Here is a 19,105-nt window from a genome sequence, read left to right on the forward strand (position 1 = left end):
CTGGACCGGATGCTGCGACACGCGCCGGACAGCCGGCTGGGCCGCAGCGCCCGGACGCATCCGGTATGGCTGCTGCACGGACCTTCCGCGCCCGAGCCCGCCCGGCAGGCCTGGCTGGCCAGGGGGGCCGAACTGATCGAGGGGACCGAGACCGGAGACCGTCTCGACCTGCCGGCCGCGCTGGGGGCGCTGGCCGCACGGGGCCTGACGCGGGTCCTGAGCGAGGGCGGCGGCACGCTGGCGGCAGCCCTGGTAGGCGCGGGCCTCGTGGACGAGCTGGCGCTGTTCTCGGGCGCGGCGCTGATCGGCGCCGACGGGCATCCCGCCCTTGGGTCGCTTGGCCTGGACCGCCTGGCCGAGGCCCCCCGGCCAATCCTCGTCGAGACGGAACGGCTTGGGCCGGATCTCTTCGCGCTGTGGCGGATGCCGGCCGCGAGGTGACGCCCGTGGCCGCAGGGGCCGGACCGGACAGGCCCGCGTCAGGACCGCAGGTGGTCGTCGTCCACCGGCGCGTCGGTGTGGACGCCCGAGCGGACCTCCTCGACGGCACGGTCGATCGCCTCGATGCAGCTCTGGCAGATGTCATAGGTGACATGCGTCGGATGCCGCTCGCCGATTTCGTCGCAGGATGTCCACTGCACTTCGCCATGCAGCCGGACATTGCCGCAGAACGAACATTTCACGTCCCCGGACGAGGGGTCGTAGTGCCAGCGGTTCAGCGGCGGCGAGAAATGCCAGGCATCCTTCAGGTCATGGACCATCAGCGCGCGGTCGTCCTTCATCGGCTGGATGGTCATCAGGAATTTCCGCGCCATGCTGGGGGAATCGCAGCGGTACTCCAGCCGCAACGTGCGCTTGTGCTGCAAAACGGCGTCGATCATCTTCGCAGTTTCGGCGCGGGTCTCTGCACCGGCGATATGTGCCATGATCGAGGTCGAGAGCACCGCGTTCGAGGTGGCCGACTGCGCCCCGCCGTTGAGCGCGAACTCATCCCACTCGCCGCCGACCCAGAGGACGCGATATTCGCTGTCTACGACCGCGTAGACCTGCAGGAACTTCACTGCTCTCGCCCTCCCAAGCGTCGTCAGCGAGGGGACAGTAGCACAGTTCCGCAAGAAATCGCGCGCGAAGTTTACACTTCCCGCAGAATCCGCAGGGGTAGTGGCGACTGTGTCAACGCAGATTGACAACATCCGCCGATCTTGCCGGCAAGGTGACGGCGCGAACCGTCGCGGCGATATCCGAGGCGGCCAACCCGGCCCAGGCATACATCTGCGCCGGGCTGGCCTGGTCGATGAAGCGGTCGGGCAGCGTCATGGTGCGGACCACCCCGCGCCGATCGAGCGCGCCGCTGGCCGCGAGATGGTGCAGCACCAGCGCCCCGAAGCCCCCGGTCGAGCCCTGCTCCACCGTCACCAGCGCGCGGTGGTGACGGTGCAACTGGTCGATCAGCGCCTGATCCAGAGGCTTGGCAAAGCGGGCATCCGCGACGGTGGTCGAGATGCCCTCGGCTTCGAGGATCGTGGCCGCGGCCAGCGCCTCGGACAGGTGCGCCCCGAAGGAGACGAGCGCCACATCGCTGCCTTCGCGCAGGATGCGGCCCTTGCCGATGGCCAGCGCCTCGCCCCGGTCGGGCATCGGCACGCCGACGCCTTCGCCGCGCGGATAGCGCAGCGCGATGGGGCCGTCGTCGTGGGCGGCGGCGGTGGCGATCATGTGGACCAGTTCTGCCTCGTCGCCGGCGGCCATGACCGTCATGTTGGGCAGGTTCGCGAGGAACATCGTGTCGAAGGCCCCCGCATGGGTGGCGCCGTCCTGTCCGACCAGCCCCGCGCGGTCGATCATGAAGCGGACGGGCAGGTTCTGCAGCGCCACATCATGCACGATCTGGTCGTAGCCGCGTTGCAGGAAGCTGGAATAGATCGCGCAGAAGGGCTTCATCCCCCCCGCCGCCAAACCCGCCGCGAAGGTCACGCCGTGCTGTTCGGCGATGCCCACGTCGAACACCCGCGCCGGGAAGCGTTTCTGCATCACGTCAAGACCCGTGCCGCCCGGCATGGCCGCGGTGATCGCGACGATGCGCGGATCGCGCGCGGCCTCGTCGGTCAGGGTCTGGCCGAAGACCGCCGTGTAGTTCGGCGCATTCGGGGGCGTCTTGTGCTGCTTGCCCGTGGCGATGTCGAACTTCGCCACCCCGTGATACTTGTCGTCGGCACCCTCCGCCGGAGGATAGCCGCAGCCCTTCTTCGTCACCACATGCAGAAGCACCGGCCCCTCCGCCCGCTCGCGCATCGAGCGCAGCGCGTGCAAGAGCATCGGAACGTCATGGCCGTTGACCGGGCCGAAGTAGGAAAAGCCCAGCTTCTCGAACAGTGTCACGCCGGCTGGACGGTCGCCGACCATCTCGCGCGCGCGGCGGGCGCCTTCGCGCAGGGGAGCGGGAAGGTGGTCCTCGATCCCCTCGGCGATGGCCTTCAGCGTGGCCAGCGGCCCCTTGCTGGCGATGGAGTTGAGATAGGTCTGCATCGCGCCCACGGGCGGGGCGATGGACATGTCGTTGTCGTTCAGGATCACGAACAGCCGCTTGCCCAGGTGTCCGGCGTGGTTCATCGCCTCGTAGGCCATGCCGGCGGTGATCGCCCCGTCGCCGATGACGGCCACGGTGTCGCCCACCGCCTGCCCCATCTCGCGCGCCATGGCAAAGCCAAGCGCCGCCGAGATCGAGGTCGAGGAATGTGCCGCGCCGAAGGGGTCGTATTCGCTTTCCGACCGCTTGGTGAAGCCGCTCAGGCCCCCGGCCTGGCGCAGGGTAAGCATCCGGTCGCGGCGGCCGGTGAGGATCTTGTGCGGATAGCACTGGTGGCCGACGTCCCAGATCAGCTTGTCGCGCGGCGTGTCGAAGACCGCGTGCAGGGCGACGGTCAGTTCGACCACCCCCAGCGAGGACCCGAGATGCCCGCCGGTCTGGCTGACGACCTCGATCACCTCGCGCCGCAATTCGTCGGCCAGTTGCGGCAGGTCGCGGTCGGGCAGCGCGCGCAGGTCGGCGGGGCTGGCCACGCGGTCGAGCATGGGTTTGGGGGACAGGGCGGCGATGGAACCGGGCGCGGTCATGGCGGCCTCCTTTCCGGGGCAAAAGGTGCCGTGTGGGGGTTGGCCACACGGCACAAGTGCCTGTCGTCCGACAGGAAGGGAACCGGGGCCCGAAGGTCCCGCATCCGGCCCCGTGGAAGGGTCGGATCATGGCCATCCGGGCCGCGCGGATCAGCGCCGCACGGCCCGGATGAAGCTCAGGTAACGGCGCGCGCCTCGACCGTCAGGGGCGCCTCGAGTGCACCATAGGGCGAAGGCGTCTGCCGGCTTTCCTCGGGAAGAAGCAGGCCGATCAGGTAGATCGCCCAGACGAAGATCCCGATGGCGAGGAGGAAGGCCGCGGCGTAGAGCGCGCCCTTCAGCATGTGGCCGAGGCTCCAGTACACCAGGCTCGTCTGTTTGCTTTCGCTGAAATAGTCGTTCGGCATCATGCCCTCCTATTGCAACGGCGCGTAGCCGTGCTCCTGTGCCCAGACGTACCAGTTGTCGACGACCGTGCCCGTGAGCAGGATGCCGATGCCGCCGGTCAGCGTGACCAGCACCGCGAACCACCAGGCCCAGCGGTGGATCCCTTCCATCGTCGCGTTGAACCCCATGGTCCAGCGCCAGAAGAGAGCCGCCCGCTCGGAGGCGGTGCCGCGGTCGACGATCTGTTCCAGTTCCCGGTCGCCGCCAAAGCGGGAGACGGCGAGGATGGTCGCCCCGTGCATCGCGAACAGGAGCGCCGATCCGTAGAGGAAGGCGATCGAGAGCGCGTGGAAGGGGTTGTAGAACAGGTTGCCGTATTGCAACGAGAAGTTGTTGGTCCAGTCGAGGTGGCTGAAGATGCCGTAGGGCACGGCGTGGCTCCAGGACCCCATCAGGATCGGCCGGATGAGGCCCAGCACCAGGAACAGCCAGATCGCCGATGCGAAGGCCCAGCTGACATGCTTGCCCATGCCGAGAGCCTGCGCCCTGAGCCAGGTCCGGACCCACCATGAACAGACCGAGATCAGCAGGAAGAAGCTGGCGATCAGCCACCAGCCGCCTTCCTTGAGCGGCGCGAAGCCCAGGCCGTATTCCTCGGCCGGGGGTTCCAGGCTGAACCAGAACAGGTCGCGCAGGAAGACCGCCGGGTTGAAGCCCGCCTGATACCAGAACCACAGGCCCACCATGACGAACCAGGTCAGGCCCGAGGCCAGCGAGATAACCCCCATCGTGCCGAGATAGACCGGCCCTAGCTGGGCGTTGCCGAACCAGCCGGCCAGCGTCGAGAAGCTGGCGCCCCTGGTCCGGTTCGACAGTTCGACATCCTCGGTCATCCCCATTTCGGGGGCACCGCGCACCTGAACCTGGGTGAAGATGTTCTGATACTCAGCCATTTACGCCTCCCGGAATGCCAGCCCACCAGGGCAGTTCAAGCCACCAGTCCCACCAGACGACCCATTGGTCGAACCAGATGGTGCCCGAGATCACGATGCAGACCGCCGACCAGAAGACCGCGTTCAGCGCCAGGAGAAGCCCGAGGCGGTGGATCCCCAGCGTGCCGACCGAATAGCCGATGAGGTCGCGGAAATAGGTGTCCTCGTGGTCGGGCGTGCGCATCTCCTTGCCCTTCTCGGGGTTGGCGGCCGACAGGATCAGCGCGCCATGGAGCGCAAGCGCCAGCGCCGTGGTGAAGAAGAAGCTCACCGCAATCATGTGCGCCGGGTTGTAGTGGAAGTTGCCGTAGGTGTAGCCGGTGTTCGAAACCCAGTCGAGGTGCGTCCAGATGCCGTAGGGGAAGGCATAGCCCCAGGCCCCCATCAGCACCGGCCGGATCACCACGAGGGTGACATAGGCCAGGATCGCGAAGCCGAAGGCCACGGGCACATGGTAGCCCATCCCCAGCTTGCGGCAGATCTCCACCTCGCGCAGCGCCCAGGTCACGAAGGCGCCGATCGCGCAGATGGTGATGATCTGCCAGAGTCCGCCTTCGCGCAGGGGCGCCATGGCGAGACCCATCTCCACCGGAGGCGGGTTTATCGAGATCAGCCAGGGGTTCCAGGTCCCTTGCAGCACGGCCCCGTAGAAGATCAGGATCGTGCCGAGGACCGCGAAGAAGAAGGTCAGGACCCCGAAGAACCCGACGTAGAAGGGGCCGACCCAGAAGTCGAACAGATTGCCCCCGATCAGCGTGCCCCCCGGCACGCGGTATTTTCGTTCGAAGCTGAGCAGTGCCATGCTTCCCTCTCCGTTTCTCTCCGGTCACAGCCGCCGTCGGGCGCGGGCGGTCGGGCTTGCCGGATGTGTGTCTGACGTCAGGTTGTCGCGGGCGGCAGACGGCGAGGCCCGCCGCCCGCAACGGTCAGTTGGACCTACTGGCCGGCGGTGACATAGCCGTGCTTGGCAGCGGCGATGTCGAACCAGTTGTAGGCCGGGGTGCTGAGCAGCACGAGGTGGATCATGGCCGCCAGGAGGAACAGGAACACGCCCTGTGCCACGAAGACGCGACGAGGATCGAAGATGAGCCAGATCTTGTAGAATTTGGACATTTATCGTTCCTCCTCAGAACCACGGGCGCCAGATGTACACCGCCAGGTGAGCGACGACGGCGATGGCCACGAAAAGCCAGAGCCCGCTCATGTAGACGGAGTGCAGTTCTTGCGCCTGCTCGTCGGTGAGACCTGTGAAACTCAGGTCGGATTTATCAGCCATTCTATCCTCCGGATTGGCAGACTGACGCCGCATCCCCTGCGGCTGGGTACACGGGGCAGCGGAGTGCTGCTCCGTAGGTTCCGGAAAGGCCGGGTTTCCCCGCCCTCCCCGAAGGCTTCACCGGACGGGCGGGCGCACCGCGTCGGTCATTCGTTCCGCCTTTCAGGGACGGAAGATCGAGGGTGTGATCTCCTCGGCATCGCGCAGCGCGCGGGCGAGCGGACCAACAGCCGGAAGTCGCATGTGGCGGAGCGCCGAGCCGAGCCAGACCAGGCACTGCACCGGCAGCGCCAGGATCAGGATCAGCGCGAAATAGGTCGCGTATTCCGCCCTTGGCGTGCGCTTGTGATGCGCCGTCTTGAGCTGGACGTGGGCAATGTAGCTCTGGTCGCTCATGCTCTCTCTCCCCTTTCCATCCCCGTCAGGCTTCCGCCCGCCAGGGGTTCGACGAATTCCAGGATGACGCGCTCGGCCCCTTGGTCGAGCGCGGTCTTTTCAGCCGCATCGCGCAGGGTGCGCGCGGCCGAAATGCGGGTCAGCACCGGGTGCTGTTGCAGGATGCGGTCCAGCGCGAGTTGCGCGTCGGTGTCCCAGGGCATGTCGCGGCGCAGCGTCGTCGGCGTCGCCGCGGCGCTGTCCATCTCCGACCCGAGCGGCAGGAAGTGGAACAGGGCGTCGAACAGCCCGTTGCAGACCTCCTGCAACAGATAGACCGCGCCGGCATAGCCCATGAAGGGCGTTCCCATGGCGCGGCGGATCGCAGCGCCGGGGAAGCTGGCCGGGATGAAGCTGGGCGCGGGGCCGTGCCCGCCCTTCAGCTCGGCCAGGTACATCTTCTCGTTGATCGACCCCAGCACGATCAGCGGCCGGTGCTGCTTCATCAGCGCGCGGACACCCTCGTTGTTGGTCTTCTGCCCGGCGAGCCGCGGCACCGCGAAGGCGCAGGGCAGGCCAAGGTCTTCCTCGAGATACTTGCGGATGCCGCGCGTGTAGGTCTCGTTCGCGACGATGGCGAAGCTGGCTGTCGCAAAGAAGTCCTGCGTGACCGACCGCCAGAGGTCCCAGAGCGGTTTCAGCGTCGAATGCTTCTCCTGCGCGATGAACGGTTCGGGATCGAGCCCCAGCATCTCGCCCAACTTGCGCAGGAAGAGGGTCGTGGACTCCAGCCCGATCGGTGCTTGCAGGTAGGGCTTGCCCAGACATTCGGCGAGGCCCCGGCCGAATTCGCGATACATCACGATGTTGGCGTCGGCATTCACCAGGTTGCGCATCTCGGCCAGGTGCGCGCCCAAGGGCATCACCATGTTGATCTCGGCCCCGATGCCTTCGACCAGGCGGCGGATCTCGTGCAGGTCCGAGGCCATGTTGAAGGTGCCGTACATCGGCCCCAGGATGTTGACGCGCGGCTTCGACCCTTCGGCCCGAGGCGTCTCCGGCGGCATCCGCCCCTTGGTCATCCCGAATTCGGTGAAGATCCAGGTCATCGCCCGGTCGGCGGCCTGCCACTGGTCCTCGTCGATGGTCCTCGGGAGAAACCGCTGGATGTTGGTGCCCTGCGGCGTGACCCCGCCGCCGATCATCTCGGCAATGCTTCCGGTCACCACCACCGCCGGCAGAGCGGGGTCGAGCGTCTTCCAGGCCCGCCGCATCGCGCCTTCGGTGCCGTCGCGGCCAAGCTCTTCCTCGCCGAGGCCGGTGACCACGATGGGCAGCTCATGCGGCGGCAGCGCGTCGGTGTAGTGCAGGACCGAGGTCACCGGCAGGTTCTCGCAGCCCACCGGGCCGTCGATGACAACCTGCAACCCCTTCACGGCGCAGAAGGCATAGACCGCGCCCCAGTAGCCGCCCGCCCGGTCATGATCCTGGATCAGCATGGCGGCCTCCGGGAAGGATGCCCCCCCACCCCATCCCTCCCCCACGCGGGGGGAGGGAGGCACAGGGCGTCGATCGTTGCGCGAGGTTTCGGACCGGCGGCTCCCCTCCCCCTGGTGGGGAGGGGAGGGGGGAGGGGGGTTGCGCGGGCAAGGATCATATCATCTCCTCCGCCCTGGCAGCCTTGGCCGCCTTGTCGAGTTTCTTCTGGTGAATCGCCCGGAAATCGGGGCGCAGATTCGGCGCACCTTCCCAGATGCCGGCGGTGTCGCCCGAACCGACCCCTTCGAAGAAGGCCTTCATGCCCTCCATCCGGGTCCTGTTGGCCATCGCGGCGTTGACGACCTGCGCCAGCGACCCTGCCCCCGCCGGTCCCATCAGGGGCCGCGCCGAGATCAGGTTGGTGAAATAGAGGGACGGGATCGCCCGTTCCTTGGCCTTCTGCACGACCGGAGTCGTCCCGACTGCCAGGTCCGGTTTGAATGCCTCCATCGCGGCCAGGTCATCCTCAAGGCTCGCGCGGTATTTCACCACGCAGCCCCTGGCCTCCAGCCAGTCGCAATCCGCCTGGGACCATTCGTTCCGCGCGCAGGCCGTGCCGACATACGGCACCTCGGCCCCGCTTTCGATCAGCAGGCGCGCGACCAGCAGCTCGCTGCCCTCGTAGCCCGACAGCGTGATCCGGCCCCTGATCGGATTGGCCGCCAGGGCGCCCTTGATCGCCCCACCAAACGCATTCTGCGCCGCCGCGATCCGCTCGGGCGCCACGTCGCAGGCCGCCCCGATCGCCGCCAGCCAGTCCATCGTGCCGTCATGCCCCACGGGGGCCGAGCCGACGATGGTCCGCCCCGCCGCCTCGAACTCGCGGATCGCCGCCGTGTAGAACGGGTGGATCGCCGCCACGACGCCCGAATCCAGCGCCGCATAAAGCTCGCGCCATTCGCGGCATGGCACCACCGGCCCGGCGGCAAGGCCCATGGGCGCCAGCATCGCGCCGATCATCATGGGGTCGGCGGGGAACATCTCGCCCAGAAGCGTGACCGTCGGACGGTCGGACCGACCCGCAGCGGGGGCCGCCACCGGCCCCGCCTCGATCTCGGACCGCGCATAGGCGAGCATCGCGCCCGCCAGCACGTCCTTGGCCTCGGCATGGGTCGGGACACCAAAGCCCGGCACGTCGATGCCGATGATCCGCACACCGTTGATTTCGTTGGGCAACAGCCGCAGCGGCACGCCCGAGGCAGTGGGCACGCAGAGGTTTGTCACCACCACCGCGTCATAGCGGTCGGGGTCGGCAAGTTCATGCACCGCGTCGCGGATGTCCTCGAAGAGCTTGCCGGTGACCAGCGTCTCGGAGTTGAAGGGCACATAGCCCACCGACCGCCGCGCCCCGTAGAAATGGCTGACGAACGACAGGCCATAGACGCAGCAGGCCGATCCCGACAGCACCGTCGCCACGCGCCGCATCCGAAGGCCCACGCGAAGCGAGCCGAAGGCCGGGCACATCGACTGCGGCTTGTCATGCGGGCCCTGCGGATAGTCGGCCGCGTAACGGTCCAGCACCTCGGAATTGCCCGCCGCCCGCGCGGCTTCCGCCATCTGCCCCGCACCTGCATGGCAGCCCATTCCGTCAACCGGAGGGGTGGCGGAGAGGTCGGTCACTTGCGACCCTCCCGCGCCTTCAGCGCCTGTTCGATGATGGCAAGGGCGTCAAGGTCAAACATTGTCGTAGACCACTTCCAGGCTGGGTTTCACGGCGGCGAAGGATCCGCGCATGTCGGCGTCCGAGGCGGGCTCCAGCACGAAGTCCTTGCCCGTCGTCTCGGCATCGAAAAGGCCGAGGAGCGCATCCTGCGACAGGGGCTTCGGGCGCAGCGGCGGGGCCTCGGCCACGGCGGCGGCCAGGATCTCGAACAGCGGGCCCCATTGCGTCGCATTGGTGCCAACGATCTGATAATTCGCGGATTTCCGCCGCAGATCCTCGTCCGCCGGGATGCTGGCCAGCACCGGGATGTTGACTGCCTTGGCAAAGGCCGCAGCCTCACCCGTGCCGTCATCCTTGTTGATGACCAGCCCCGCGACGCCGACATTGCCGCCAAGCTTGCGGAAATATTCGACCGCCGAGCAGACGTTGTTCGCCACATACAGCGACTGAAGGTCGTTCGAGCCGACCACGATCACCTTCTGCGCCATGTCCCGCGCGATGGGCAGGCCGAAGCCGCCGCAGACCACGTCGCCGAGGAAGTCGAGCAGCACATAGTCGAAGTCCCAGTCGTGGAACCCCAGCTTCTCCAGAAGCTCGAAGCCGTGGATGATCCCCCGGCCCCCGCAGCCGCGACCGACCTCCGGCCCGCCCAGCTCCATCGCGAAGACCCCGCCGCGCTTGAAGCAGACATCGCCGATCTTCACCTCTTCGCCCGCCAGCTTCTTGCGGGTCGAGGTCTCGATGATCGTGGGACACGCCTTGCCGCCGAACAGCAGGCTGGTGGTATCCGACTTTGGGTCGCAGCCGATCAGCAGCACACGCTTGCCCATCTCGGCCATCATGTGGCTCAGGTTTGCCAGCGTGAATGACTTGCCAATCCCGCCCTTGCCGTAGATCGCGATGATCTGGGTCTTCTTCGACGGCGGGTCCTGGGGAATTTCCAGCGAAGGCTCCTCGGATGCCTCGTCGCGCAGGCGGGCGTCGAAATCCTTCAGATTGGGAACTTCGGTCATGCGGAGGCACTCCAATCCAGGATCATCTTCAGGCAGGCGGGGTCGGTGAAGGCGGTCTCGTAAGCCGCCCCGGCATCCGCCGCAGCCGCGCGGTGGGTGATGAGGCCGGCAAGCGAGAGGCGCCCCTCGTCCAGAAGGCGCCGGGTGGCGTCGAGGTCGGCCGGCTGCCATTCCGAGGCGATGCGCAGCCGCAGCTCCTTCATGAAGGCGGGAGGGAAGGCGAAGGAAATGGCCTCGGTGTAGAAGCCGCAGAGGACAACCTCGCCACCCCTGGCCAGACGCGGGACCAGCTGGTCCAGCAGGCCCGAGGCCCCCGAGGCGTCGAAGATCACCCGGTAGTCGCGCCGAGGATCGTCCTCGGGCGCGATGACCTGATAGCCCTCGGCACCCAGGCGTCGGGTCGGGTCGATTTCCCAGACGGTCGGGGTGGCACCCATGGTCAGCGCGATGCGGGCCAGAAGGCGGCCCAGCGTCCCGTGTCCGATGATGAGGTCGGGCAGCGCCCCGCCGGCCAGCGCATGATGGGCCGTCGCGGCCAGCGCCAAGAGCGCGCCTTCGGCGCCATGGCCGCCGTCAAGCCTTGCAACCCGTGCGGCGGGCGTCACCAAGAGGCCCGCAGCCCCGCCGAACAAGCCCCGCACCCCGCCCTCATAGCAGTTGGCGCCCGGCACGAAGACCGCATCGCCGACCGCAAGGCCGGTCTCGCCACAGGCCTCCACCACCTCGCCGAAACTTTCGTAGCCCGGGACCAGCGGATAGCCCATGCCCGGGAAGGGCGGCATCGTGCCCAGCCAGAACAGCTTTTCCGTGCCCGTCGAAATTCCCGAATGCCGCACGCGAACGACAACGTCCCCCGCGACCGGAGCCTTCAACCCGACCGTGCCCAGTTCCAGGGACTTGGGGCCAGAGAGGATGACGGCATTGGTGTCCACGACTTGCAGCCTTCCTGAATCATGCGGGCTCCGCACTAGGTGTAAGTCTAGACTGACAGTTTAAGATGTCAAACTAATTGGACACTTTTTCGGCTTATGAGGGAACCGAAGGCGAATATGACGCGTTTCCTATCCGCGGATCGCGGTCAGGACCGAGGTCACATAGGGCCTGTCGCCCGGCCGCGGCCGGATTTCGGTGAAACCGGTTGCACCAAGAAGGCCCGCGATCTCGGCGGCGGACCGGGTGCGGCCGGTCCGCATGGCCAGGGTGTAGATGGCGAAATAGACGTCCGTCGCGGGATCGGGGCGGTCGCCGCCCGACATTGGCTCTGACACCAGGATCATGCCACCGGGCGGCAGGGCGGCATGGACCTTGGCCAGTAGCGCCGCCACGGTTGCATCGTCGTGGTCGTACAGGACCCGGACCAGGCTGATCGTGTCGGCGCCCACCGGCAGGGGATCGCTGCGGAAGCTGCCGGGATGGAGCCGCAGCCGGCTGCGCAGGGCGGCGGGCACCCCGGCCAGCACCGCGGGCATGTCGAAGAGCGACAGCGTCAGCCCCGGATGCGCCCGGCCGACCTCGGCCAGGAAGGCCCCGGTGCCGCCGCCGACGTCGAGGAGATGCTTGCGCTGCGACAGGTCCACCAGCCGCAGCGTGTCCTCGGCCACCAGCACCTGGCTTTCGGCCATCAGACGGGAATAGCGCGCGGCCAGCCCCGCATCCTCTTGCGCCAGCGTGCCGAAGACATAGGGCCAGAACCCGGCCAGCTCGGTTTCCGTCTGACCCCGGAAGAACGCCAGCGGATCCGTCAGATCGCGGTACAGCACATGATGGTGCCGCACCATCGGCTCCAGCCCCGGCACGGTCAGGAAGGCGGCCCCGCGCGGGGCCAGATGCCAGCGCCCCTTGCGGTCGCCGTTCAAGAGCTTCAGCGCCGCCCCCGCCCGCAACAGCACGACCAGCGGCGCGGGCGGGATGGCGCAACGGCGCGACAGGTCCTCTGTCGTCATCGGGCCGGAAGCCAGGACATGCAGCACCCGCCCCTCGACCAGCGCGACCAGGGCCTGCGACTGGACAAAGCCGGACAGGATGGAAAACAGCTCCGCTCCCTCGCGCCTTGCCTTCCAGCGCAATCCCGGAATCCGCGCGGCCAGCCGGTGAAAGCGCGGCGATAGCGCGAGGCGCGTGAGGAACCCCAGCGCCTCGGGCCGCGCGGGCGGCGGGCGCGGCTCGGCGTTCATCTGGCGGTCTCGGGCAGGACGGTCATCTTGCGGGCGTAGGCGGTCACGAGGCCCGCAAGCATCGCCTCGCCCGGGCAGGACGGAATCGAGGCGATGGCTCCCGCCAGGATGTCCTTCATATGCGCCACCGCGCCCTCGACCCCCATCTGCGCCACGGCATTCGGCCGCAGGTGCGCCGCATCCTGCCCCGCCGGCTTGCCGGTCTGGTCGCTGGTCAGAAGCGCGTCCTTCAGGTCGTCGGCCACCTGGAAGGCCGCGCCGATCCGGTCGCCCAGTTCGGCCCAGGGCTCGGCCTCCTGCCCCGCCGCGATGGCCCCCATCTGGGTCGCCGCGACGAAGAGGGCCGCCGTCTTGGCCCGATGATAGGCCAGAAGGTCCACCTTCGGCTCGCTTTCCCAGGCTTGCCCCGCGCAGATGCCGAAGGGCGCGCCGGTGTGCCGCGCCAGGGCCCCGGTCAGGGCCAGCGCCCGGTCGGGCGCCGCGTGGCCGGCCCGCGCCAGCACCTCGAAGGCAAGGACAATCAGGCTGTCGCCTGCCAGAACCGCCAGGGGTTCGCTGAAGGCCCGGTGCAGCGTGGGCTTGCCGCGCCGGAGGTCGGCATCGTCGAAGGCCGGCAGGTCGTCGTGGACAAGCGAGGCGCAATGGATCAGCTCAAGCGCCACCGCCGCCGCCGTGGCGATCTCGGGCCGGTCGTCGCCGCAGGCGGTCGCCACCGCCAGAAGGATCGTCGGCCGGATCCGCGCGCCGCCCGGAAAGACCGCATAGGGGATCGCCGCCGCCAGCTTCGGGGGCGCGTCCTTGCGGTTCAGGGGGGCAAGGCTGTCGTGGAGGGCCTTCTCGATACGTTCGGCGAACGGCATGGGCGACGCTCCTTGGCCGGATGGCCTGTCGATTCAGTTTGGCATTGCGACCGGCATGTGTAAACTTGAATTTACATTAGTCTGTCATGTGTAGCTGACAAGAGGCGATCCGCCATGCCCTCCGCCGATCCGAAAGGCCAACCCCGCGCGGTGGTGATCGGGGCCGGCATGGGGGGCCTTGCCGCCGCGATCCGGCTGGCCGCAGGGGGCTGCCGCGTGACGGTCGTGGAGGCCGCCGAGACCCCCGGCGGCAAGGCCCGCGCCCGCGCGACCCCCGGCGGGCCCGCCGCCATGGGCCCCACCGTCCTCACGCTGAAGGCCGAGGTCGATGCCCTGTTCGCGCTGGCCGGCACCACCACCGAGGCCGAGGTCCAGGTCACCCGCCTGCCCCGCCTCGCCCGCCACTGGTGGCCAGACAGCGGCCCCCTTGACCTTTTCCCCGACCGCGAGGCCAATATCGAGGCGATCCGCGCCTTTGCCGGCCTGCGCGCGGCGCAGGGCTTCGCCCGGTTCGACACTGCCGCCCGCGCCCTTTACGACGCCTTCGAGACGCCCGTGATGCGCGCCGCAAAGCCCGACCTCCGCGCCATCGCCCGCACCACGCTCCGTCAGCCCCAGCTTTGGCCCGCGCTCCTCCCCGGGATGAAGCTGGACCGCTGGCTGACGCAGTTCTTCGTCGATCCCCGCCTGCGCCAGCTGTTCGGGCGCTATGCCACCTATGTCGGTGGCCGCCCGGCCCATACCCCCGCCGTCCTGTCGCTGGTCTGGCAGGCCGAGGCGCAGGGGGTCTGGGCGGTGACCGACGGCATCCAGGCCCTTGCCGCCGCCCTTGCCCGCGCCGCCGAACGGCTGGGCGTCCGCTTCCACTACGCGACGCAAGCCCGCCGCATCACCCGCCAGTCGGGCCGCGTGAGCCTCGTGGAGACGGACCAGGGCCACCACCCGGCCGACATCGTCATCTTCAACGGCGACCCGCGCGCCTTGACCGACGGCCTCCTCGGCGAAGCCGCCCAGACCGCCCTGAAACCACCCGGCAAACCCAGCCTCTCTGCCTGGGTCTGGTCCTTCGCCGCCACCCCGGAAGGCCCCCGCGCGGCGGACCTGATCCACCACAACCTCTTTTTCACCGCCGTCCCGCAGGCCGAATTCGGCCCCATCGGTCGCGGCCAGATGCCGCAAAGCCCGACGCTCTACCTCAACGCCCAGGACCGCGAGCTTGGCCCGACCCCGGCCCTCGAACGCTTCCAGATCATCCTGAACGCCCCCGCCAACCGCCCCGACCATCCAGACGAGGACCCAACATGCCACGACCGTACCTTCCCGCCCTTGGCACGCATGGGCCTGACCTTCTCGCCCCCGCCGGGGTCCGAGGCGCTGACCCGACCGAAGGACCTGGCCCAACGGTTCCCGGCCAGCCTCGGCGCGATCTATGGCGCCTCGCCCGAGGGGGCGCTGGCGGCGTTCCGGCGGCCGGTGGCGCGGACGGGCCTGCCGGGGCTCTACCTCGCGGGGGGCGGGGTGCATCCGGGGGCGGGGGTGCCGATGGCGCTTTTGTCCGGCCGGCAAGCCGCCTTACAGGCGCTTCAGGACCTGACTTCTCCCTCCCCGTCGGGCCGGACGGCTATGCCTGGTGGTATGTCGACGGCATCTCGGACGACGGCACAAAGGCCGTCTCGCTGATCGCCTTCATCGGGTCGGTCTTCTCGCCCTGGTACAAGTGGTCGGGCCGGCAGGACCCGCAGAACCACTGCTGCCTGAACGTGGTGACCTCGGGCCTGAACGGCCGCTTCACGATGACCGACCGGGGGCGATCCGCCCTGAAACAATCCCCCGAAAGGCTGGAAATCGGCCCCTCCAGCGTCACCTGGACCGGGCGCCAGCTGGTGATCGAGGTCAACGAATGGGGCGCGCCGCCGATGGTAACGCCCGTCAAGGGGCGCATCACCCTCACCCCCCGCGCGGTGACGGGGGCCGAGGTCTGGCTGACCCCCGACGGCGCCCATCTCTGGCGCCCCTTCGCCCCGATTGCCGACATCGAGGTGGACCTGACCCAGGGCCACCGCTGGCGCGGCCACGGCTATTTCGACGCGAACTTCGGCACCCGCGCGCTTGAGACGGATTTCAGCTTCTGGACCTGGGGCCGCTACCCGCTGCGCGACCGCGCTCTCTGCTTCTACGACGCGACCTTGCGCGACGGCAGGCATTTCGACCTTGCGGTCGAGATCACCCCCGACGGCCAGGTCCGCGAGACCACGGCCCCGCCCCGCACCCGGTTCCGCCGCAACCCCTGGGCCGTCCGCCGTGAGACCCGCGCCGACCCCGGCACCACGCCGCGCCCGCACCTGTCGCTGCTTGAGGCGCCGTTCTACTCGCGCGCGCTGGTCGAGACGCAGATCGAGGGCGAAAGGACCATCGGCATGCACGAGGCGCTGGACCTTGTCCGCTTCCGCCAGCCGCTTCTGAAACCGATGCTCGCCGTCCGCGTCCCCCGCCGCGCGCGCTGGCCCTGATGTCCACCCGCACCCGGACGCGCCTCCCCTTCCCCTCCGTGGGGAGGGGATAGGGGTGGGGGGCCTTACGCCGCCACCGGCCCCTTCGCCTGGTCCGGGTTCAGCGCCACCACCGACCAGTTCAGCGCCGCCGCGATGCTGACCCAGGTGATGTAGGGCAGGAACAGCAGCCCCGCGATCCAGTCCACCCGCCAGAAAGCCACCAGCGTCGCGGCGACCGCGACCCACAGCAGCGCCAGCACCAGCATCCCCGCCCGCATCCGTTTCAGCCCGAAGAAGACCGGAGTCCACAGGCAGTTCAGCCCCATCTGCAAGGTGTAAAGCGCCAGCGCCATCCCGACCGCCGGGGTGACGCCCGCCTGCCGCGCCACCCGTTCGGCGGCCAGCGACATGCAGAGGTAAAGCGTGGTCCAGGCTACCGGGAACAGCCAGTTCGGCGGGGTCCAGCTGGGTTTCTTCAGCGCCTCATACCAGGCCCCGGGCGAAAACATCGCGCCCGTTGCAGCAGCCGGCCCGCAGGCCAGAAGAAAGACGAAGAAGACCCAGATATCCATGAGACCACCCTACCGGTTGCTCAGGACAAACGCCAGCGCCCGCGCCGGGGTTCCGTCAGCCCGCCGCGCCCGTCCGGTCGCGCGCCTCAAGCTGTGCCAGGATTTGCAGCAAAGTCTCGGACCGCTGCGGCCGGGCCGCGCGCTGTCCCGCCGCCTCGACCAGGAAAGCCACCTCCGGCACCGGCCGCGCATGCAACTGCGCCGGTTGCGGCAGGATATGCGTCAGGGCCGAGGCACCCAGCGCCCGGCTCATCAGCACCAGCTTCTGCCCGCGCGAGGTGCGCGCACGGCGGGTGATGCTGTCATGGCCGGCCCGCGCGACCTCGGTCCCGATCGCCGCGTAGATGTGCCGCGCGGCCTCGATGCCCAGCCGGCAATCCGACGGCAGCGCGGAAACGCCCGCCCCCGCCCGGTGGTACAGATCCTCGGCCACCGCCAGAAGCCGCCGCACCACCCCCGCCAGCGCCGGCGAGGGCCGGGGGTCCGCAAGGAAGCCTTCGGCATCGATCCCGGCCTCGGCCAGCCAGTCTAGAGGCAGGAACAACCGCCCTGCCCGCGCGTCCTCGCCCACATCGCGGGCGATGTTGGTCAGCTGCATCGCCAGCCCCAGGTCCGCCGCCCGCGCCAACGCATCGGGGTCGCGCACCCGCATCAGGACGCACATCATCACCCCCACCGCCGAGGCGACCCGGGCGCTGTAGGCATGCAGGTCCGAAAGCGTGCGATAGCGCCGCCCCATCGCATCCCAGGCCAGCCCCTCCAGAAGCGCATCCGGCAGCGCGCGCGGCATGTCGAACCCCTCGACCACCGCCGCGAAGGCCCGGTCCGAGGAGCGCGGCTCGGGCCGCCCGGCATAGATCAGGTCCAGCCTCTCGCGCAGGCGAAGGACGGCATGCGCCTTGTCCTGCACCTCGTCCACGTCGTCGTCGGCCACCCGGCAGAAGGCATAGAGCGCGAGCGCCGGGTCCCGCACCCGCGCTGGCAGCAGACGCGAGGCGGCATGAAACGACAGGCTTCCGGTGCGGATCATCGCCCGGCAGGCCGCCATGTCCCCCGGCGCGATCATTCCGCCGCCATCGGCAACGGCGCCGCCGCCCGCACCGGGGCATCCGGCACCAGCGTCGCCAGCACCTCGGCCGTCCCGATCACCCCCGGCACGCCCGCGCCGGGATGCGTTCCGGCCCCGGCGAGATACAGCCCCGGCAGTTCCTCCGACACATTGTGCGGCCGGAACCAGGCCGATTGCAGGATCCGCGGCTCCAGCGAGAAGCCCGCCCCGTGCGGCGACAGATAGCGGTCGCGGAAGGTCTCGGGCGTGAAGACCAGGCTTTCGGCGACCCTGGCGGACAGCCCCGGCAGCAACCTTTCCTCCAGCATCTTGAGCATCTTCAGCCGGTAGGGCTCGGCCTCCCTTGCCCAGTCCACCCCGTTGACGTGCCCCAGATGCGGCACCGGCGACAGGACATAGAAGGTGTCGTCCCCCGCAGGCGCAACCGAAGGGTCGGTGACCGAGGGCCGATGGACGTAAAGGCTCATGTCCTCGGCCAGCCTGCCGGTCTGGAAGATGTCGCGGATATGCTCGCGATAGCGCGGGCCCACGACGATGGAATGATGCCCGACCTCGGGCCACATCCCCTTGGTCCCCTTGGTCCCGAAATACCAGACGAACAGGCTCATCGACCAGCGCGACCGCATCAGTTTCGGCGCGGTCCAGCGCTTGACCGGCTGCTTGCGAAGAAGCCGGGTGTAGGTCGTCGCCGGATCGGCGTTCGACACCACAACCTCGGCCGGCAGCACCCGCCCGTCGGCGAGCCGCACCCCCGAAGCCCGGCCGCCGGCGACCAGCACCTCATCCGCCTCGACCCCCTGCACGACAAACCCGCCCTGGTCCTTCACGACCTGCGCCATGGCCTCGGCAATCGCCTGCACGCCCCCCATCGCGTAGTGGACGCCGAAAGCCCGCTCCAGATGGCTGACAAGGGCATACATGCTGGTCACATGGAACGGATCGCCCCCGATGAAGAGGGGATGGAAGGACAAGGCAAAGCGCAGCCTTTCGTCCCTGACCCGGCGCGCCGCGTGGGCATGGACCGAGCGGTCCGCGCGATACCAGGCGAATTTCGGCAGCACCTTCACCAGGTCCCAGAACCTGTGCATCGACCGCCGACCCAGGTCCTCGAACCCGAACCAGTAGCGCGCTTCGGCATCCTTCAGGAACCGCCGGAACCCCGGCAGATCGCCAGGGGAAAGCCGCGCCACCTCGGCCTCCATCCGTTCGTCGCCCGGGCGCATGGTGAAAGTCGACCCGTCCTGCCAGAGGATCCTGTAGAACGGATCCATCGGCACCAGCCGCACGTCCCGGTCGAAGTTGCGCCCGCAGGTGGCCCAGAGCTCGCGCAGCGTCTGCGGCACCGTCACGATGGTCGGCCCCAGGTCGAAACGGTGGCCGCCCTGGGTGATCGAGGACCCGCGCCCCCCCGGCCGGTCCAGCCGGTCCACCACCGTCACCTGCCAGCCCTTCGCCCCCAGCCGCATCGCCGAGGCAAGGCCGCCAAGCCCCGCGCCGATCACCACCGCCCGGCCCTGACCGGCTTTCACGTTCGGCAGGCTCTCGACCTGCCCGGACCTTGAGGACTGTGTCATGCGGA

General features: G+C 68.8%; 20 protein-coding genes. 3 read left to right on the plus strand and 17 right to left on the minus strand.

The window, feature by feature from the left end; all coding sequences use genetic code 11:
• Positions 1 to 441, plus strand: a 441-nt coding sequence (locus ACK4IU_RS04630; protein WP_409732139.1) for a RibD family protein, incomplete at its 5' end; no start/stop codon positions are given.
• A 38-nt stretch (positions 442 to 479) separates the two neighbouring features.
• Here the strand turns inward: ACK4IU_RS04630 and ACK4IU_RS04635 are convergent.
• The 14 genes from ACK4IU_RS04635 to ACK4IU_RS04700 form a co-directional block, all read right to left on the minus strand.
• Positions 480 to 1,061, minus strand: a complete 582-nt coding sequence (locus tag ACK4IU_RS04635; RefSeq protein ID WP_409732141.1) for a hypothetical protein — start codon at positions 1,059 to 1,061, stop codon at positions 480 to 482.
• Between the two features lie 112 nt (positions 1,062 to 1,173).
• Entirely contained in the window at positions 1,174 to 3,114 is a 1,941-nt protein-coding gene (dxs, locus tag ACK4IU_RS04640) for a 1-deoxy-D-xylulose-5-phosphate synthase (protein WP_409732143.1), read from the minus strand.
• Positions 3,115 to 3,290: 176 nt separating this feature from the next.
• The gene (gene pufX, locus ACK4IU_RS04645; protein WP_409732145.1) at positions 3,291 to 3,521 is read right to left on the minus strand and encodes an RC-LH1 core complex protein PufX; all 231 of its coding nucleotides are present in this window, start codon (positions 3,519 to 3,521) and stop codon (positions 3,291 to 3,293) included.
• A gap of 9 nt (positions 3,522 to 3,530) precedes the next feature.
• Entirely contained in the window at positions 3,531 to 4,454 is a 924-nt protein-coding gene (gene pufM / locus ACK4IU_RS04650) for a photosynthetic reaction center subunit M (protein ID WP_409732147.1), read from the minus strand.
• Entirely contained in the window at positions 4,447 to 5,295 is an 849-nt protein-coding gene (gene pufL / locus ACK4IU_RS04655) for a photosynthetic reaction center subunit L (RefSeq protein WP_409732149.1), read from the minus strand. Before pufL ends, pufM begins: the two co-directional genes overlap by 8 nt.
• A gap of 134 nt (positions 5,296 to 5,429) precedes the next feature.
• Complete coding sequence (gene pufA / locus ACK4IU_RS04660) at positions 5,430 to 5,606, minus strand: light-harvesting antenna LH1, alpha subunit (protein WP_149588106.1); 177 nt, start codon at positions 5,604 to 5,606, stop codon at positions 5,430 to 5,432.
• 13 nt (positions 5,607 to 5,619) lie between these two features.
• Positions 5,620 to 5,769, minus strand: a complete 150-nt coding sequence (pufB, locus tag ACK4IU_RS04665) for a light-harvesting antenna LH1, beta subunit (protein WP_149588107.1) — start codon at positions 5,767 to 5,769, stop codon at positions 5,620 to 5,622.
• 162 nt (positions 5,770 to 5,931) lie between these two features.
• On the minus strand, positions 5,932 to 6,165 hold the full coding sequence (gene pufQ / locus ACK4IU_RS04670; protein ID WP_409732152.1) for a cytochrome PufQ: 234 nt from the start codon (positions 6,163 to 6,165) through the stop codon (positions 5,932 to 5,934).
• Positions 6,162 to 7,643, minus strand: coding sequence for a chlorophyllide a reductase subunit Z (gene bchZ, locus ACK4IU_RS04675; RefSeq protein WP_409732154.1), 1,482 nt, complete (start codon positions 7,641 to 7,643; stop codon positions 6,162 to 6,164). Before bchZ ends, pufQ begins: the two co-directional genes overlap by 4 nt.
• A 154-nt stretch (positions 7,644 to 7,797) precedes the next feature.
• Positions 7,798 to 9,267: a chlorophyllide a reductase subunit Y gene (gene bchY, locus ACK4IU_RS04680; RefSeq protein WP_409732343.1), complete on the minus strand. Its 1,470-nt coding sequence runs from the start codon at positions 9,265 to 9,267 to the stop codon at positions 7,798 to 7,800.
• Between the two features lie 90 nt (positions 9,268 to 9,357).
• Complete coding sequence (locus tag ACK4IU_RS04685; protein WP_409732156.1) at positions 9,358 to 10,359, minus strand: chlorophyllide a reductase iron protein subunit X; 1,002 nt, start codon at positions 10,357 to 10,359, stop codon at positions 9,358 to 9,360.
• Positions 10,356 to 11,291, minus strand: coding sequence for a chlorophyll synthesis pathway protein BchC (bchC, locus tag ACK4IU_RS04690; protein WP_409732158.1), 936 nt, complete (start codon positions 11,289 to 11,291; stop codon positions 10,356 to 10,358). The genes ACK4IU_RS04685 and bchC overlap by 4 nt, the downstream gene beginning before the upstream one ends.
• 129 nt (positions 11,292 to 11,420) lie before the next feature.
• Positions 11,421 to 12,533 (minus strand): methyltransferase, encoded by a 1,113-nt coding sequence (locus ACK4IU_RS04695; protein WP_409732160.1) that lies wholly within the window; start codon positions 12,531 to 12,533, stop codon positions 11,421 to 11,423.
• Positions 12,530 to 13,393, minus strand: coding sequence for a polyprenyl synthetase family protein (locus ACK4IU_RS04700; protein WP_409732162.1), 864 nt, complete (start codon positions 13,391 to 13,393; stop codon positions 12,530 to 12,532). Before ACK4IU_RS04700 ends, ACK4IU_RS04695 begins: the two co-directional genes overlap by 4 nt.
• A 114-nt stretch (positions 13,394 to 13,507) precedes the next feature.
• Between ACK4IU_RS04700 and crtD the strand changes: the two genes are divergently transcribed.
• Complete coding sequence (crtD, locus tag ACK4IU_RS04705; protein WP_409732164.1) at positions 13,508 to 15,073, plus strand: 1-hydroxycarotenoid 3,4-desaturase CrtD; 1,566 nt, start codon at positions 13,508 to 13,510, stop codon at positions 15,071 to 15,073.
• Positions 15,040 to 15,903, plus strand: a complete 864-nt coding sequence (gene crtC, locus ACK4IU_RS04710; RefSeq protein WP_409732345.1) for a carotenoid 1,2-hydratase — start codon at positions 15,040 to 15,042, stop codon at positions 15,901 to 15,903. Before crtD ends, crtC begins: the two co-directional genes overlap by 34 nt.
• 65 nt (positions 15,904 to 15,968) lie before the next feature.
• On the opposite strand, the gene tspO is transcribed toward crtC, so the two are convergent.
• From tspO to ACK4IU_RS04725, 3 genes are read right to left on the minus strand one after another with little or no spacing between them, the layout of a single operon-like run.
• A complete protein-coding gene (gene tspO, locus ACK4IU_RS04715) occupies positions 15,969 to 16,457 on the minus strand; it encodes a tryptophan-rich sensory protein TspO (RefSeq protein WP_409732166.1) in 489 nt (162 codons plus the stop codon).
• A gap of 55 nt (positions 16,458 to 16,512) precedes the next feature.
• The gene (gene crtB / locus ACK4IU_RS04720; RefSeq protein ID WP_409732168.1) at positions 16,513 to 17,523 is read right to left on the minus strand and encodes a 15-cis-phytoene synthase; all 1,011 of its coding nucleotides are present in this window, start codon (positions 17,521 to 17,523) and stop codon (positions 16,513 to 16,515) included.
• Positions 17,520 to 19,100: a phytoene desaturase gene (locus ACK4IU_RS04725; protein WP_409732170.1), complete on the minus strand. Its 1,581-nt coding sequence runs from the start codon at positions 19,098 to 19,100 to the stop codon at positions 17,520 to 17,522. The genes crtB and ACK4IU_RS04725 overlap by 4 nt, the downstream gene beginning before the upstream one ends.
• Positions 19,101 to 19,105: the final 5 nt, after the last annotated feature.

Origin of the sequence: Tabrizicola flagellatus, assembly GCF_046295235.1 — a bacterium.
Taxonomy (GTDB): domain Bacteria; phylum Pseudomonadota; class Alphaproteobacteria; order Rhodobacterales; family Rhodobacteraceae; genus Tabrizicola; species Tabrizicola flagellata_A.